The 16055-nt window shown below is 73.3% G+C and carries 12 protein-coding genes; 5 read left to right on the plus strand and 7 right to left on the minus strand.

What is annotated here, in order from left to right; all coding sequences use genetic code 11:
- The first annotated feature begins 11 nt into the window (after positions 1–11).
- The gene (locus tag ACGFNF_RS30045) at positions 12–1466 is read left to right on the plus strand and encodes an MFS transporter (RefSeq protein ID WP_393172274.1); all 1455 of its coding nucleotides are present in this window, start codon (positions 12–14) and stop codon (positions 1464–1466) included.
- Between the two features lie 97 nt (positions 1467–1563).
- Positions 1564–1953, plus strand: coding sequence for a globin (locus ACGFNF_RS30050; protein WP_393172276.1), 390 nt, complete (start codon positions 1564–1566; stop codon positions 1951–1953).
- Positions 1954–2041: 88 nt separating this feature from the next.
- On the opposite strand, the gene ACGFNF_RS30055 is transcribed toward ACGFNF_RS30050, so the two are convergent.
- The 4 genes from ACGFNF_RS30055 to ettA all read right to left on the minus strand — a co-directional run bounded on the left by ACGFNF_RS30055 (position 2042) and on the right by ettA (position 5645).
- Positions 2042–2629 (minus strand): YbjN domain-containing protein, encoded by a 588-nt coding sequence (locus ACGFNF_RS30055; protein ID WP_088998782.1) that lies wholly within the window; start codon positions 2627–2629, stop codon positions 2042–2044.
- 149 nt (positions 2630–2778) lie between these two features.
- Positions 2779–3432, minus strand: coding sequence for a hypothetical protein (locus ACGFNF_RS30060; protein ID WP_357580908.1), 654 nt, complete (start codon positions 3430–3432; stop codon positions 2779–2781).
- A gap of 68 nt (positions 3433–3500) precedes the next feature.
- Positions 3501–3947 carry an acyl-CoA thioesterase gene (locus ACGFNF_RS30065; RefSeq protein WP_393172278.1) on the minus strand — a complete coding sequence of 149 codons (447 nt, stop codon included), beginning with the start codon at positions 3945–3947 and terminating at the stop codon, positions 3501–3503.
- Positions 3948–3968: 21 nt separating this feature from the next.
- Entirely contained in the window at positions 3969–5645 is a 1677-nt protein-coding gene (ettA, locus tag ACGFNF_RS30070; protein ID WP_311414377.1) for an energy-dependent translational throttle protein EttA, read from the minus strand.
- Between the two features lie 331 nt (positions 5646–5976).
- On the opposite strand from ettA, the gene ACGFNF_RS30075 reads away from it, so the two are divergent.
- A complete protein-coding gene (locus tag ACGFNF_RS30075) occupies positions 5977–7377 on the plus strand; it encodes a trehalose-6-phosphate synthase (protein ID WP_357580906.1) in 1401 nt (466 codons plus the stop codon).
- Positions 7378–7415: 38 nt separating this feature from the next.
- Positions 7416–9977 (plus strand): trehalose-phosphatase, encoded by a 2562-nt coding sequence (otsB, locus tag ACGFNF_RS30080; protein ID WP_393172289.1) that lies wholly within the window; start codon positions 7416–7418, stop codon positions 9975–9977.
- A 142-nt stretch (positions 9978–10119) separates the two neighbouring features.
- On the opposite strand, the gene cobA is transcribed toward otsB, so the two are convergent.
- The 3 genes from cobA to cobC all read right to left on the minus strand — a co-directional run bounded on the left by cobA (position 10120) and on the right by cobC (position 13650).
- Positions 10120–11406, minus strand: a complete 1287-nt coding sequence (cobA, locus tag ACGFNF_RS30085) for a uroporphyrinogen-III C-methyltransferase (RefSeq protein ID WP_393172281.1) — start codon at positions 11404–11406, stop codon at positions 10120–10122.
- Positions 11407–11482: 76 nt separating this feature from the next.
- Entirely contained in the window at positions 11483–12577 is a 1095-nt protein-coding gene (cobT, locus tag ACGFNF_RS30090) for a nicotinate-nucleotide--dimethylbenzimidazole phosphoribosyltransferase (protein ID WP_357580492.1), read from the minus strand.
- Positions 12577–13650 (minus strand): Rv2231c family pyridoxal phosphate-dependent protein CobC, encoded by a 1074-nt coding sequence (gene cobC, locus ACGFNF_RS30095; RefSeq protein WP_393172283.1) that lies wholly within the window; start codon positions 13648–13650, stop codon positions 12577–12579. The genes cobT and cobC overlap by 1 nt, the downstream gene beginning before the upstream one ends.
- A gap of 121 nt (positions 13651–13771) precedes the next feature.
- On the opposite strand from cobC, the gene ACGFNF_RS30100 reads away from it, so the two are divergent.
- Positions 13772–15904: a transglycosylase domain-containing protein gene (locus ACGFNF_RS30100; RefSeq protein WP_393172285.1), complete on the plus strand. Its 2133-nt coding sequence runs from the start codon at positions 13772–13774 to the stop codon at positions 15902–15904.
- Positions 15905–16055 lie beyond the last annotated feature (151 nt).

Here is a 16055-nt window from a genome sequence, read left to right on the forward strand (position 1 = left end):
TCAGGGGAACGATGGAGGCGACGGTGCCTGACGAGCGACCATCCCCGGAAGGGCCGGCAACCTTCCGCGAGGTGTTCGCCAACCGCGAATACGGCGCCGTCTTCACGGCCAGCGCGCTCTCCTGGATCGGCGACTACATCGCCAAGGCCGCGGTCACCCTGCTGGTCTACGAGGAGACCCGTTCCGTCGCGCTCTCGGCCGCCGCCTTCGCGGTGAGCTACCTGCCCTGGCTGGTCGGCGGCCCCCTGCTCGCCACGCTCGCGGAGCGGCACCGCTACCGGCAGGTCATGGTGATCTGCGACCTCGTCCGGATGGTGCTGATGGTGTGCATCGCCATCCCCGGCGTGCCCGTCCCGATGATCCTGGCCCTGCTCTTCGCCACCACGCTGGCCAACCCACCGAGCCAGGCCGCCAAGTCGGCGCTGATCCCCCTGGTCCTCACCGGGGACCGCCTGGTGGTCGGGCTGTCGATGATCAGCAGCGTCGGCCAGGCCGCCCAGGTCGTCGGCTACCTGGCGGGCGCGGCCATCGCCGCCTTCAACCCGACCACCGCGCTCCTGGTCAACGCGGCGACGTTCGCCCTGTCGGCCGCGCTGGTCCGCTTCGGCGTGGCCGACCGGCCGACGGCGATGACCGCCGCGCACCGCAGCCACCTGCTGCGGGAGACCGCGCAGGGCTTCCAGATCGTGTTCGGCACCCCGGTGCTGCGGGCCATCGCCGTGCTGGTCTTCGCCGCCATGCTCTTCTCCGTGGTGCCGGAGGGCCTCGCCGCCGCCTGGGCGAGCGAGCACGCCGGCCAGCTGGACGCCGGCGCCGCGCAGGCGATCATCATGGCGGCGAACCCCGTCGGCTTCATCCTCGGCGGCCTCGTCGTCAGCCGGGCGTTCGGGCCGGACCGCCGGCTGAGCCTGATGCGGCCGTTGGCGGTGCTCTCCCCGCTGGCCCTGGTGCCCGCCCTGTTCGACCCGCCGCCCCTGGTGGTGGCGCTGCTCGCCGCGGCCTGCGGGTTCGCCGTCGCCGGCATGCTGCCGGTGGCCAACGGGCTCTTCGTCCGGGCGCTGCCCGACGGCTTCCGGGCCCGCGCCTTCGGCGTCATGGCGACCGGCGTCCAGGTCATCCAGGGCGTGGCCGTCCTGGTCACCGGGTTGCTGGCCGAGCGATACTCCATCCCGCTCGTGGTCGGGGTGTGGAGCGCCGTCGGAGTGCTGCTGATGACGCTCGCCGCCCTGCGCTGGCCGAGCCGGTCGACGATCGACGCGGCGATCGAGGCGGCCCAGCAGGCGGGCGGCGCGGCCCAGCAGGCGGGCGGCGCGGCCCAGCAGGCGGGCGGCGCGGCCCCCCGGCAGGCAGCCGGTCCCGCCGCCCCGGCGGGCGCGCCGGGGCGGCCCGCGGAGGAGCGGTCCGGCGGGCCGGCGGCCCGTTGGGCGGTCGCCCCGGCGAGGCGGGACGGCGGCGGCACGCGGTGACCCGACCCACAGCCGGCACCCCCCGCTCGCCCGACATGGCACCTGGCAGGATGGAACGGTGAATGCCGCAGGTGAGTCCGACCGTCCCGGTGCGTCGATGACCCTCTTCGAAGCGGTCGGCGGCGAGCCCACATTCCGCAAGCTGGTGGACGAGTTCTACGCCGGGGTCGCCGACGACCCGCTGCTGCGCCCCATGTATCCGGAGGAGGACCTGGGCCCGGCCGCGGACCGGTTGGCCCTGTTCCTCATGCAGTACTGGGGCGGCCCCAACACGTACTCGGCGCAACGGGGGCACCCGCGACTGCGGATGCGCCACGCGCCCTACCGGATCGGCGCCGCCGAGCGGGACGCGTGGCTGCTGCACATGCGCCGCGCAGTGGACCGGCTCGACCTGCCGCCGGACATCGCCACCGCGCTGTGGGACTACCTGGAGCGGGCCGCCTACTTCATGGTCAACGCGATGGAGGACCCGGCGGGGCCGGCCTGACCGGGCCGACCCTCGGGTGCCCGGCGGGTGCCGGGCCGTCCGTCGGCGTTCGCCCGGGCACCGGATCGCCCGGCGGGCGTCCGGTGCCTCAGAGCAGGGCGCCCTCGTCGTGCAGCCAGTCCACGAAGCTGGTGGCGACCGCCGCGCCGCAGTCGAGCATCTCGACCAGCAGCGCGTCGTGCGCCCCGGCACCGAACGGCACCTGCAACTCCGCGTAGATCGGCAGCTGGCCGCGCTCGGTCGGGTCGCCGATGTAGGCCTTGCAGAAGCGGCGGGTGTGGTTCCACTCGTTGACCACGCGGTAGGCGCGGTCGGCCCAGTCCGGCGGCACCGTCGCGTGTGGACGGGCCCGCATCACCAGGATCTCGTCCTCCGGACCCTCCAGTGTGACCAGCACGGCGTGCCGCTCCCACATGGCCAGCAGGTTGCCGTCGCCGTCGGCCAGGTAGCGCACGTCGAGCATGTCGAGTGCGTCGCAGACGCGGCGTAGGGTGACCGGCTCGACCGTGGCGGGCATGTCCGCGATCACGGCTCGCTCCGTCGGCGGGCAGTCGTCTCCCGGCTGACGGGGGGTCGGTGGTCCGACCCGGACGGTGCTCTCCACTGTGACCCCGCTCCGCCTTTCCGGGTCGCCGCCGCCGTTGGCGGGACCGGGGCGCCATGACCACCACGGCATCGCTCGCGCACCTCACTCCCCAGCGGATCCACTCGCCTACGTTGCGTTGGATCCGAGGATGGACGGTACCCGGACAGCCGGGTTGAAGCACCCCCCCAACGGCAGCCCCAGGACAGAAGAATGACCGAGGGTCAGCCGAACGGATGAATTCAGAGGGGCCGCACGGCAAGTTCGGTGGCCTTCTGCGACCATATCGCTCCGTACGGTCCCACCAGGCCGACCCATCGACCAACCGTTCGCACCTGGACGTCGCCCCCGCCGACCGTCCCGGCCGACCCCTCGGCGGGTCCCAGGAAGCCCATCCGGATCAACCCCTGGACCATCCGCTGGGTCACCTCGACCGGCTCGCCCGGCGGGTCCTCGGGGGTGACCACCACGGGCACGTGGTCGAGCAGCGCGTCCCGCAGCGCCCGCTGCCCCACCGCACGCCCGCCGACGCCGTGGGTGCTGGCGTCGCGCAGGGCTCCCGCCGCCGCCGCCGCGATCCGCCGCAGCTCCACGCCCGGCAGCGTCTCCACCCGGCGGCTCGCCGCGGGCGGCAGCGGCCACCGCCACCGCTCGTCCCGCCGCGTCGGCAGGGCCGCACCGTTCGCCGCCAGCTCGGCCAGCAACTCGCGGGCCGGGACCGTGGCGTCGCCGGGGCCGTCGCCGGCCACCGTGCGGACGACCAGCACGCCCCACGGCAGACGCCCCCAGAGGGCCGTACGGCCCGTCGCGCCGGCCGACCTGAGCCGGACCGGCGCGTCGCCGTCCAGCCGGACGAGACGGGCCAGGAAGGCCCCCGCGTCGGCCGCGTCGGCGATCCCGTGCCCGCCGGCGACCGTCCCGCCGCCACCGGCCCCCGCCGGGGCGAGGGGCCCGCCGGCCGCCGTCACGCCACCCCGCCCTGCGGCGCGTACGTGAGCAGGAACGTCCGCTCCTCCGGGGTGATCCGCCGGGGCCGCTGCCGGGCCAGGTCGAACGGCACCAGCACCGAACGGGCCCGGCTGGCCAGCACCTCGCCGTCGAAGAGCTCGTAGGCGACGGTGAACGACGCGCCCCGGATCTCCTCCACCCACAGCTCGATGCGCACGGTGGGGGCGGCCTCCGCGGTGGCCCGGCCGAGGGCGTACTCGACCGGGCGCACGTAGTCGATCTCGTGCCGACTGATCACGACGCCGTCGGCGAACGAGCCCACCCCCCACGCCCGGCCGCCGGCGAACATCAACGCCACCCGCGCCTCCTCGTAGAGGGTGAGGAAGCGCGAGTTGTTGATGTGGCCGTACGCGTCCAGGTCGGACCACCGCAGGGTGCAGTGGTAGACGAAGCGGTCGCTCATGATCGGCTGCGGTCCGCGCGCTCAGTCACGGGTCAGCTTGCGGTAGGTCACCCGGTGCGGGCGGGCCGCCTCCGCGCCGAGCCGGTCGATCTTGTTCTTCTCGTACGCCTCGAAGTTGCCCTCGAACCAGAACCACTTGGCGGGGTTCTCGTCGTCGCCCTCCCAGGCCAGGATGTGCGTGGAGACCCGGTCGAGGAACATCCGGTCGTGGGAGATGACCACGGCGCAGCCGGGGAACTCCAGCAGCGCGTTCTCCAGGCTGGAGAGGGTCTCGACGTCCAGGTCGTTGGTCGGCTCGTCGAGCAGGATCACGTTGCCGCCGATCTTCAGCGTCAGCGCGAGGTTGAGCCGGTTGCGCTCGCCGCCGGAGAGCACCTTGGTCGGCTTCTGCTGGTCCGGCCCCTTGAATCCGAACGCCGCGATGTACGCCCGCGACGGCATCTCGACCTTGCCCACCATGAGGTAGTCCAGGCCGTCGGAGACGACCTCCCAGACGCTCTTGTCGCCGTCGAGGCCCTGCCGGTTCTGGTCGACGTACGACAGCGAGACGGTGGGGCCGACCCGGACCTCGCCGCCGGTCGGCTGCTCCAGCCCGACGATGGTCTTGAACAGCGTGGTCTTGCCGACGCCGTTGGGGCCGATGATGCCGACGATGCCGTTGCGCGGCAGCGAGAACGACAGGTTGTCGATCAACAGCCGGTCGCCGAAGCCCTTGCTGAGGTTCTGCGCCTCGATCACCGTGTTGCCCAGGCGCGGGCCCGGCGGGATCTGGATCTCCTCGAAGTCGAGCTTGCGGGTCTTCTCCGCCTCGTTGGCCATCTCGTCGTAGCGGTCGAGTCGGGCCTTGGACTTGGTCTGCCGCGCCTTGGCGTTGGAGCGGACCCACTCCAGTTCCTCGGTGAGCCGCTTCTTCATCTTGGCGTCGCGGCGGCCCTCGACGGCCAGCCGGGCCGCCTTCTTCTCCAGGTAGGTGGAGTAGTTGCCCTCGTAGCCGATGGCCCGGCCGCGGTCCAGCTCGAGGATCCAGCCGGCCACCTTGTCCAGGAAGTACCGGTCGTGGGTGATCGCCATGACGGTGCCGGCGTACTTGGCCAGGTGCTGCTCCAGCCAGGAGACGCTCTCCGCGTCCAGGTGGTTGGTGGGCTCGTCGAGCAGCAGCAGGTCGGGCGCCTCCAGCAGCAGCTTGCACAGCGCCACCCGGCGGCGCTCACCACCGGAGAGCTGGGTGACGTCGGCGTCCGGCGGCGGGCAGCGCAGCGCGTCCATCGCCAGTTCGAGCTTGGAGTCGATGTCCCACGCGTCGAGGTGGTCCAGCTCCTCCTGGAGCCGGCCCATCTCCTCCATCAGCTCGTCGGAGTAGTCGGTGGCCATCTGCTCGGCGATCTTGTTGAACCGCTCCAGCTTGGCCTTGGTCTCGGCGACCGCCTCCTCGACGTTGCCGAGCACGGTCTTGGCGTCGTTGAGCGGGGGCTCCTGGGCGAGCATGCCGACGGTGTAGCCGGGCATGAGCCGGGCCTCGCCGTTGCTCGGCTTGTCCAGCCCTGCCATGATCTTGAGGAGGCTGGACTTGCCGGCGCCGTTGGGGCCGACCACACCTATCTTGGCCCCCGGCAGGAAGCTCAGCGTCACGTTGTCGAGCACGACCTTGTCGCCGTGCGCCTTGCGCGCCTTTTCCAGGACGTAGATGTACTGGGCCACGGTGCGGGCTACCTCCGTAGGGTTGCGACTGAGTCGGCGGGCGCGGGCGCGGGCTTCGACCTCCGCCCGCCGCCGCCGGCCGGTGGCCGGCCGCACGCACGCCATCCTCAATCCTGACAGGTACGCGGCGTCGCGCCCACATCACCCCGCCCCCGAAGCTCCGGACGCGTCGCGCCACCCCTGCTTCCGAGCAGGGGTATCGACAAGATCACGCCAAGGGTTGGACCATCGTGGGAAGGGTAGGTGACTCCGGCACGGGGCCCCAGAAGCCGCAGCTACGCTCAGTACGCTCATTCGCGGTTGACCCGTCAGCACCCGGAGGTGGCCGAACGTGACCGTCCGCAGCTCCTTTGTCGTAGTGGCGAACCGGCTACCCGTCGACGAGGTGAGCACCCCCGAAGGACGGCAGTGGCGTCGCAGCCCCGGGGGGCTGGTGACCGCACTGCACCCCGTCCTCGCCGAGCACCAGGGCACCTGGGTCGGCTGGGCCGGCGGCACCGGTGCCGCCCCCGAGCCCTTCGACCTGGAGGGCATCCGGCTGCACCCGGTGCCGCTGAGCGCGGAGGAGCTGGAGCGCTACTACGAGGGCCAGTCCAACGCGACGATCTGGCCGCTCTACCACGACGCGGTGGAGACGCCCGCCTACAAGCGCCGCTGGCGTGAGGCGTACCGCCTGGTCAACGCCCGCTTCGCGGAGGCCGCGGCGGAGGTCGCGGCCGAGGGGGCGACGGTCTGGGTGCAGGACTACCAGCTCCAGCTCGTCCCGGCGATGCTCCGCGAGCTGCGGCCCGACCTGCGGATCGGCTTCTTCCTGCACATCCCGTTCCCGCCCATCGAGCTGTTCATGCAGATGCCGTTCCGCACCGAGATCCTGCGCGGCCTGCTCGGCGCCGACCTGGTCGGGTTCCAGCAGCGCCTCGCCGCGCAGAACTTCGTCCGGCTGGCCCGGCACCTGCTCGGGCTGCGCTACGAGGGGCAGATGATCCAGGTCGACGGGCGCCAGGTGAAGGCCGGCGCGTTCCCGATCTCCATCGACACGAAGGAGATGGAGCGGCTGGCCGCCGACCCGGCGATCCAGGCCCGGGCGAAGGAGATCCGCGAGGAGCTGGGCAACCCGAAGACGATCATCCTGGGCGTCGACCGGCTCGACTACACCAAGGGCATCGAGTTGCGGCTCAAGGCCTTCCGCGAACTGCTGGCTGACGGAAAGTTGACAGTTCCCGACGCGGTCATGGTGCAGGTCGCCACGCCCAGCCGTGAGCGCGTGGAGCACTACCAGGCACTACGCGTGAAGGTGGAGCGGGAGGTCGGCCGGATTAATGGCGAATTCGGCAGGGTCGGCGTGCCGGCGGTGCATTATCTGCATCAGTCGTACAGTCGCACTGAACTCGCCGCGATGTACGCCGCCGCCGACGTGATGATGGTGACCCCGCTGCGAGACGGAATGAACCTGGTAGCCAAGGAGTACGTCGCATCGCGCGCCGACCAGGGCGGTGCACTCGTGCTCAGCGAGTTCGCCGGCGCCGCCACCGAGCTGCGTCAGGCGTTCCTGTGTAACCCGCACGACCCTGACGCGGTCAAGGACGCCCTGCTGAGGGCCGTGCACGTCGAGAAGCCGGAGGCACGCCGCAGAATGCGGACAATGCAACGCCATCTTCGCACCCACGACGTGGGGCACTGGGCGAAGTCCTTCCTCACCGAGCTCGGTGTGCCTCAACCGGAGGACGCGTGAACGCCGCCAGCGAGATCGTCACCCCGGCGGCCGGCACGATGGACCCGGAACTGCGGGCGGCCATCGGCCGCATCGCCCGGGTACCCCAGCTTCTGATCGCCTGCGACTACGACGGCACCCTGGCGCCGATCGTGGAGGACCCGAGCAAGGCCGTGCCGCTGCCGGAGTCGGTGGCGGCCGTCCGGGCGCTGGCCGCCCTGCCCCAGACCACCGTGGCGGTGGTCTCCGGGCGGGCCCTGCGCGACCTGGCCGCCCTCTCCCGGCTGCCCAGCGAGGTCCACCTCGTCGGCAGCCACGGCTCCGAGTTCGACATCGGCTTCGTCGAGCGGCTCTCCCCCGAGCTGATCGCGGTCCGCACCCGGCTGCGCGACGCCCTGCGCGAGATCGCCTCGTCCCACCCGGGCATCCGGCTGGAGCGCAAGCCGGCGAGCGTCGCGGTGCACACCCGCGGGGTGGCCCCCGAGATCGCGGCTGCCGCCATCGAGGCGGTCCGCAGCGGCCCCGCCACCTGGGACGACGTCACGGTCACCCAGGGCAAGGAGGTCATCGAACTGTCGGTGGTCGCCACGCACAAGGGCACGGCCGTCGACCAGCTGCGCACCCAGCTCTCCGCCAGCGCGGTGCTCTTCATCGGCGACGACGTCACCGACGAGAACGCCTTCGGCAACCTGCACGGGCCGGACGTCGGCATCAAGATCGGCCCCGGCGACACCCGGGCCGGCTACCGGGTCGCCGAGCCGATCGAGGCCGCCCGCGCCCTCGGCCTGCTGCTGGAGACCCGGCGGCACTGGCTCTTCGGCGAGCGCGCGGTGCCCATCGAGCGGCACTCGATGCTGGCCAACGGGCGGACCGTGGCCCTGCTCACCCCCGAGGCCAAGGTCACCTGGCTCTGCCACCCCAAGCCGGACTCGGCGGCGATCTTCGCCGACCTGGTCGGCGGCAGCCCCGCCGGGCACTTCAGCGTGGCCCCGGAACGCGGGGGCATCCCGCTCGGGCAGCGCTACCGCTCGGGGACGATGACCGTCGAGACCCGGTGGTCGGGTCTGACCGTCACCGACTGGCTGGACAAGCCGGCCCGGGAGACCACGCCGGACGGCCCGGCCGTCGTGACCGGCGACTCGACAATGGTCCGGGTGCTCACCGGCTCGGGCCGGGCCCGCCTGGAGTTCGCGCCCCGGCCCGAGTTCGGTCAGGTCGCGGTGCAGTTGCAGCCGGTCGGCGACGGCCTGCTGGTGCTCGGCTCCAACGAGCCGGTCGCGCTCTACTCGCCCGGGGTCGAGTGGCAGGTCACCAACGACGGCGGCTACGAGACGGCCAAGGCGGTCGTCGACCTCTCCGCCTCCGGTGGGCAGGTCGTGCTGGAGCTGCGCTTCGGCACGCACAGCCTGGAACACCACCGGATGTCGGTCCACGAGCGGCAGGCCCTGGCCGAGCAGCCCTGGAAGGACTGGGTGGCCACCCTGCGGCTGCCGAGCACCGCCCGGGACCTGGTGGTCCGCAGCGCGCTGACCCTGCGCGGGCTCTGCCACGAGGCCACCGGCTCGATCCTGGCCGCCGCGACCACCTCGCTGCCGGAGGAGCTGGGCGGCGTCCGCAACTGGGACTACCGCTACTGCTGGCTGCGGGACGCGGCGATGACCGCGCGGTCCCTGGTCGACCTGGGCTCGATCGAGGAGGCCGAGGCGCTGCTGCGCTGGGTCGACGGGTGCATCGAGCGCACCGGCGGGCACCCGGAGCGGCTGCACCCGCTCTACACGGTGGACGGCTACGAGCTGGGCGCCGAGGCGGTCATCGACACCCTGCCCGGTTACGCCGGCTCCCGGCCCGTCCGGGTCGGCAACCTCGCCAACCACCAGCTCCAGCTCGACGTCTTCGGCCCGATCGCGGACCTGATCGCGGCCGTGGCCGACGCCCGCGGCTCCGTCCGCGAGGACGAGTGGCGGGTGCTCGACAACATGGTCGAGGCGGTCCGCCGCCGCTGGCACGAGCCCGACCACGGCATCTGGGAGGCCCGCCTCCCCCCACGGCACCACATCTTCTCGAAGGTGATGTGCTGGATGACCGTCGACCGGGCGCTGCACGTCATGCGCCAGCACGGCGGCGAGGACCGGCCGGAGTGGGTGGAACTGCGCGACCGCATCGGCGCCAACGTGCTGGAGTACGGCTGGCACGAGACCGTCGAGGCCTACAGCGTGGCGTACGGGGACGAGGACATGGACGCCTCGTCGCTGTGGATCGGGCTCTCCGGCCTGCTCCCCGGCGACGACCCGCGCTTCCTCTCCACCGTCCTGCGGATCGAGGCGGACCTGCGCAGCGGCCCGGTCGTCTACCGCTACCACTGGGACGACGGCCTGCCCGGGCGCGAGGGCGGCTTCCACATCTGCACGGCGTGGCTCATCGAGGCGTACCTGCGCACCGGGCGGCGTACCGACGCCGAGGAGCTGTTCTCGCAGATGGTGGACACCGCCGGCCCGACCGGCCTGCTGCCCGAGCAGTACGACCCGATGGCCGAGCGCGGGCTGGGCAACCACCCGCAGGCCTACAGCCACCTCGGCCTGATCCGCTGCGCCCTGCTGCTGGACAACATGCTCAAGCAGTGACCTGACCAGCAAGAACGGCGGCCGGAGACTCCCCAGAGTCTCCGGCCGCCGTCGTTCATCCCATCACTCTGCCCGGTCGAACCCGAGCCGCCTTACGGGCAACGCCCACCGGGGATTTCCGGGCAGCCCGCTCGCGGAGGGATCAAGCCTGACCGCCCGGAGCGAGCGGGCTCCCCGGAAATCCCTCAAGCCCAGCCCCGTCGGCGAGGGCCTCGACCACGTCCCCCAGCACCACCACCGCGGGCGGGCGCAGCCCGGCGGCCGCCACGTCGGCGGCCACCGCGCCGAGCGTGGAGCGGAGCGCCTGCTGCGCCCCGGTCGTCGCCTCCTGCACCACGGCGGCCGGTGTCTCCGCGGGCTTGCCGTGCGCGATCAGCGTCGCGGTGATCGCCGCGAGGTTCTTCAGCCCCATCAGCACGACAAGCGTGCCGCGCAGCCCGGCCAGCGCCTCCCACCGGACCAGGGAGGCCGGCGAGTCGGGTGCGACGTGCCCGGAGACCACGGTGAACTCGTGGGCCACCCCCCGATGGGTGACCGGGACGCCCGCCGCGGCCGGAGCCGCGATCGAGCTGGTCACGCCGGGCACCACGGTCACCGGCACGCCGGCCGCCGCGCAGGCCAGCAGCTCCTCGCCGCCCCGGCCGAAGACGTACGGGTCGCCGCCCTTGAGCCGTACCACGAACTTCCCGGCCAGGGCGCGGTCCACGAGGATCCGGTTGATCTCCTCCTGGCCCCGGGACGGGCCGTACGGGATCTTGGAGGCGTCCACGAGTTCGACGTCGGGACGCAGCTCGTCGAGGAGCAGCCCCGGGACGAGCCGGTCGGCGACCACCACGTCCGCCTCGGTGAGCAGCCGCCAGCCCTTGACGGTGATCAGCTCCGGGTCCCCCGGACCGGCCCCCACCAACGCGACCCGCCCACCCTGTGTGGAAGGAAGGGACCCTTCCTCTGCCGCAGGCGTTGACAGGGGGCCCTTCCTCACATCCAGGAGGGCGCGGACGGCGTCGCGGACGGCCATCGCCCGGCGCGGGTCGCCTCCGCCGAGCACCGCCACGGTCACCGGCCCGTGCCGGGTCACCGCCGGCGTCCAGGCGGTGGCGGCGGCCCGGTCGTCGGCGCGTACGCAGAAGATGCGGCGCTCGGCGGCGGCGGCGCTGACCGACGCGGCGGCGAGCGGGTCGTCGACCGCGACCTGGACCAGCCACGCGCCGTCCAGGTCGTCGGGGGCGAACCGGCGCGGCGCCCAGTGCAGCCGTCCGGCGTCGACATGCGCGCGCAGCGCCGGGGTCAGCTCGGGCGCGACGAGGAAGACGTGCGCGCCGGCGTCGAGCAGGGCCGGCACCCGCCGGGTGGCCACCGCTCCCCCGCCCACCACGACCACCCGGCGGCCGGCGAGCCGCAGGCCGAGCGGGTACGGGTTGCCGCTCACGCCGCCGCCCCGCCCTGCTCGCCGGCGGCGGGACGCGACACGCCTGCGGGCCGGTCGGTCCGCTCGCTCCGGTCGCTCACTTCTCGGCCACCCCCGCCGAGTCGAACGTGGCCACCTCGTGCAGCACCCGGACCGCGCCGGTGACCACCGGCAGCGCGAGCAGCGCGCCGGTGCCCTCGCCCAGGCGCAGCCCGAGGTCGATCAGCGGCTCCAGGCCCAGCCGGCGCAGCGCGACCGTGGCCCCCGGCTCGGCGGAGCGGTGCCCGGCCACCATGGCGGCCACGGCGTGCGGCGCGAGGGCCGCCGCGGCGAGGGCCGCCGCGACCGCGATCACCCCGTCCAGCAGCACCGGCGTGCGGCGGGCGGCGGCGCCCAGGATCAGCCCGGCCAGCGCGGCGTGCTCCAGCCCGCCGACGGCGGCCAGCACGCCCAGCGGGTCGGCCGGGTCGGGGGCGTGCCGGCGCAGCGCTGCCCGCACCACGTCGACCTTGCGGGCGTACGTCGGGTCGTCGACCCCGGTGCCCCGGCCCGTCGTCTCCGCCGGGTCGATGCCGGTGAACGCGGCGATCAGGGCGGCGGCCGGCGTGGTGTTGCCGATGCCCATGTCCCCGGTGAGCAGGATGCCGGCGCCCGCGTCGATCAGCTCGTCGGCCACCCGGATGCCGGTCTCGACGGCCGCGCGGGCCTCGTCGCGGGTGAGCGCGGCGGTCACCGCCAGGTCCCGGGTGCCGGGGCGGACGTTCGCCGCCACCAGCCGGGGCGCGTCGCGGGCCGGTGGGGCTCCAACGGCCTCCCCGCCCGGCTCGGCGACCGTGAGCGGGGTGGCCACGCCGACGTCGACCACGGTGACCGAGGCGCCGGCCTGCCGGGCGAACGCGTTGACCACCGCGCCGCCGGCCAGGAAGTTGCCGATCATCTGCGCGGTGACCTCCTGCGGCCAGGGGGTCACCCCCTGGGCGTGCACGCCGTGGTCACCGGCGAAGATCGCGACCGCGGCCGGCTCGGGCAGCGGCGGCGGGCAGTGCCCGGCCAGCCCTGCGAGGCGTACGGCGAGCTCCTCCAGGGCGCCGAGGGAGCCGGCGGGCTTCGTCAGCCGCCCCTGCAACTCCCGGGCGGCGGCCATGGCCGGCTCGTCGGGCGGCCGGATCGCCGCGATCGTGGTCTCCAGCATCACGCCTCCAGGATCTCTGCCAGTACCTCGGTGAACGCGTCGGTGGTGGCCGTGTCGCGCACGGCGATGCGTAGCCAGTCCGGGCCTAGGCCGGGGAACGTGTCGCCCCGGCGTACCGCCCAGCCGCGCTCCCGCAGGGCGACCCGCACGTCGGCGGCCCCGGGGACGTGCACCAGCACGAACGCGCTGGCGGGGCGGCCGGCGACGCGTACGCCGGGCAGGGCCGACAGGCGGGCGACCAGGTGGTCGCGGTCGGCGGCGAGCCGGGCGGCGATGGCGCGCTCGGCCTCGACCGCGACGGGCGTGGCGCAGGCCGACGCGGCGGCCAGGGCGGGGGTGGAGACGGCCCAGAGTGGCTGGACGGCGGCCAGCCGCGCCAGCAGGTCCGCCTCGCCGAGCAGGTAGCCGATGCGCAGGCCGGCCAGGCCCCAGGTCTTGGTGAGGCTGCGGACCACCAGCAGGCCGGGCAGGTCCCGCCTCGCGGCCAGCGACTCCGGTTCGCCGGCCACGCCGGGGGCGACGGTGGTGTCGGCGAACGCCTCGTCGACCACCAGCACCCGGCCGGGTCGGGCCAGGGCGGCCAGGTCGCCGGCGGGGTGCAGCACCGACGTCGGGTTGGTCGGGTTGCCGATCATCACGAGCTCGGCGTCGGCGGGCACCCGGGCCGGGTCGAGCCGGAAGTCGTCGTCCGCGTCGAGCAGCACCCGCTCGACCTGGTGTCCGGCGGCGCGCAACGCCGCCTCGGGCTCGGTGAACTGCGGGTGCACCACCACCGGTCGGCGTACGCCGGCCAGCGCCCGGGCGAGCAGCACGAAGCCCTCGGCCGCGCCGGCGGTCAGCAGCACCTCGGCCGGCGGGCGGCCGTGCCGGGCCGCGACGGCGGCCCGGGCCGGCCCCGGGTCGGGGTACGCGGCGAGGTCGCCGAGCGCGGCGGTGATCGGGTCGGCCAGCCAGTCGGGCATCGCGTCGCGTCGCACGTTGACGGCGAGGTCGACGAGCCCCGGCCCCACCTCGGCGTCGCCGTGGTGGGTGAGGTCGGGTTCGGGGAGGGTCCCGCTCGGCTGACCACGCATGTCCGCGATCCTGCCGGGAAGGTGCCGCGCGGGACAGCGGATCCCGGCGTGGGCCGCATCACCACACGGGCGTTTATGAATATTTCTCAGGTACGAATCGGAAATGTCATAACTTGAGCGTGTGAGCAATCGACCCCTTGCTGCCGCTGGTCGTCTCGTCCCCCTCCTCCGCGCCGGACTGATCGCCGGGATCGTGGTCGCCGCCGTGGCGTACCCCGTGGCCGCCGCCACCGGCCTCGGCGCCAAGGTCACGGCGCACGCCATGGAACACAAGACCCAGATCCTCACCACCGCGCTGCCGGCCGAGACGTCGTACGTCTACGCGCCGGACGGCAAGACCGTGCTGACGATGTTCTACGAGGAGTACCGGCAGTACACGAAGCTGGCCGACATCTCCCCGAACATGCAGCAGGCGATCGTCGCCGCCGAGGACAACCGCTTCTACCAGCACCGGGGCGTCGACCCGAAGGGCGTCGCCCGCGCCTTCGTGGCCAACGCCCGCTCCAGCGGCGTCTCCCAGGGCGCCTCCACGCTCACCATGCAGTACGTGCGGATGGCGCTGCGGGACAGCGCGAAGACGCCGAAGGAGGTGCAGGAGGCCACCCAGCAGACCAGCCTGCGCAAGGTCCGCGAGATGCGGATGGCGATGGACCTGGAGAAGGAACTCAGCAAGGACGACGTCCTGGAGCGCTACCTCAACTCCGCGTACTTCGGGCACCGCGCGTACGGCATCTACGCGGCCAGCGAGATCTTCTTCTCCAAGGCCCCCAAGGACCTCAGCCCCGTCGAGGCGGCCACCCTCGCCGGCCTGGTCAAGTCCCCGTCCGAGTACGACCCGGCCAGCTCCGACCAGAAGGACGCCACCGGCCGACGCAACTACGTGCTCGACCGGATGGCCCAGCTCGGCTACCTCTCGCCGGACGCCGTCACGCAGGCGAAGACCGAGCCGATCCGGCTGAAGCTGACGTACCCGCCGAACGACTGCGCCTCCGTGCCCGAGAAGTGGAACAGCTGGGGCTTCGCCTGCGACTACCTGAAGAACTGGTGGAGCACGCAGCCCGCGTTCGGCGAGAACCGGCTGGAGCGGTTGGACAAGCTGCGCCGGGGCGGCTACCGGATCGTGCTCAGCCTCGACCCCAAGATCCAGGCGGCGGCCGAGCAGAACGTCGGCACCAAGGAGAACACCGGCAGCCCCTTCGCCAACGGCATCGTGGTCTCCGAGCCCGGCACCGGGCGGGTCAAGGCGATGGCGGTGAACCGGACGTACTCGCTGGACCTGAGCGAGAACGGGCAGAGCTCCAACCCCGAGGCCGGGCCGAAGGTCAAGGCCAACTACCCGAACACCGTGGCGCCCCTGCTCGGCGGCGGCGACCTGGCGGGCTACCAGGCCGGCTCGACGTTCAAGATGTTCCCCATGCTGGCCGCGCTCGACGCGGGCATGCCGCTGTCCACCTCGTTCAACGCACCGCACCGGTACCGCTCCGAGGTCTACGACGGCTGGTCGCCGTCCAACGCCAGCGGCGCGATGAGCGGCAACCAGACCATGTGGTCCGGCTTCGGCAAGTCGGTGAACACGTACTTCGTGTGGCTGGAGGAGCAGGTCGGCGCGGACAAGGCGGTCCGCCTGGCCGAGCAGCTCGGGCTGCGTTGGCGCACCGACGTCGACCGGGAGCACGCGTCCCCGGCCAAGGCGAAACAGTGGGGCGCGTTCACCCTCGGCGTCTCCGACGCCACGCCACTGGAGATGGCCAACGCGTACGCCGCGATCGCCGCGGACGGCCGCTACTGCGAGGCGATCCCGGTGCAGGCGATCTACAACCGGGACGGCACGCCGACCACCTGGAAGACCGCCTCCGGGATCGAACGCGAGGTCGCCAAGCCGCGCTGCCGGCAGGTGGTGGACGCCGACGCCGCCCGCGCCGCCACCGACGCCGCCCGCTGCCCGACCGGCGACACCCCGGCCCGCGGCAGCTGCGGCGGCTGGTCGACCGCGGACAGCGTGCGGGGCACCGTCGGCCGCCCGGTGGCCGGCAAGACGGGCACCACCGACAGCACCCGGTCGGCCTGGTTCGTCGGCTACACCCCGGAGCTGGCGGCGGCGAGCTTCATCTCCGACCCGGACAACCCGTTCAACGCGGTCGGCGACGGCCAGTCGCAGATCCCGATCAAGGCGGTGGCGCAGACCCTCCGCGACGGCCTCAAGGGCCAGCCCACCCGCCAGTTCACCCCACCGTCGGACCGCATCGTCGGCTGAGCCGGGCCGCGCGGCCCCCGCCGGTCGCGGCGCCGCCCGGGGGCCGGGGTGGATCGGGGTGGGACGCTCCTATGCCGCGTCAAGTGGTTGGGGTGGGGTTTCGAGGCGCCGGTAGAGCTCTCGGGCGACGTAGCGTGTGAGGCAGCGTTTG

It is taken from the genome of Micromonospora sp. NPDC048868, from assembly GCF_043198195.1.
GTDB classification, from domain to species: domain Bacteria; phylum Actinomycetota; class Actinomycetes; order Mycobacteriales; family Micromonosporaceae; genus Micromonospora; species Micromonospora reichwaldensis.

Bases quoted from the DNA above. Each gene is read 5' to 3' on its own strand.
- ACGFNF_RS30045 (WP_393172274.1), top strand. From the start codon at position 12: ATGGAGGCGACGGTGCCTGACGAGCGACCATCCCCGGAAGGGCCGGCA.
- ACGFNF_RS30050 (WP_393172276.1), top strand. From the start codon at position 1,564: ATGACCCTCTTCGAAGCGGTCGGCGGCGAGCCCACATTCCGCAAGCTG.
- ACGFNF_RS30055 (WP_088998782.1), bottom strand. From the start codon at position 2,629: ATGCCGTGGTGGTCATGGCGCCCCGGTCCCGCCAACGGCGGCGGCGAC.
- ACGFNF_RS30065 (WP_393172278.1), bottom strand. From the start codon at position 3,947: ATGAGCGACCGCTTCGTCTACCACTGCACCCTGCGGTGGTCCGACCTG.
- otsB (WP_393172289.1), top strand. From the start codon at position 7,416: ATGGACCCGGAACTGCGGGCGGCCATCGGCCGCATCGCCCGGGTACCC.
- cobT (WP_357580492.1), bottom strand. From the start codon at position 12,577: ATGCTGGAGACCACGATCGCGGCGATCCGGCCGCCCGACGAGCCGGCC.
- cobC (WP_393172283.1), bottom strand. From the start codon at position 13,650: ATGCGTGGTCAGCCGAGCGGGACCCTCCCCGAACCCGACCTCACCCAC.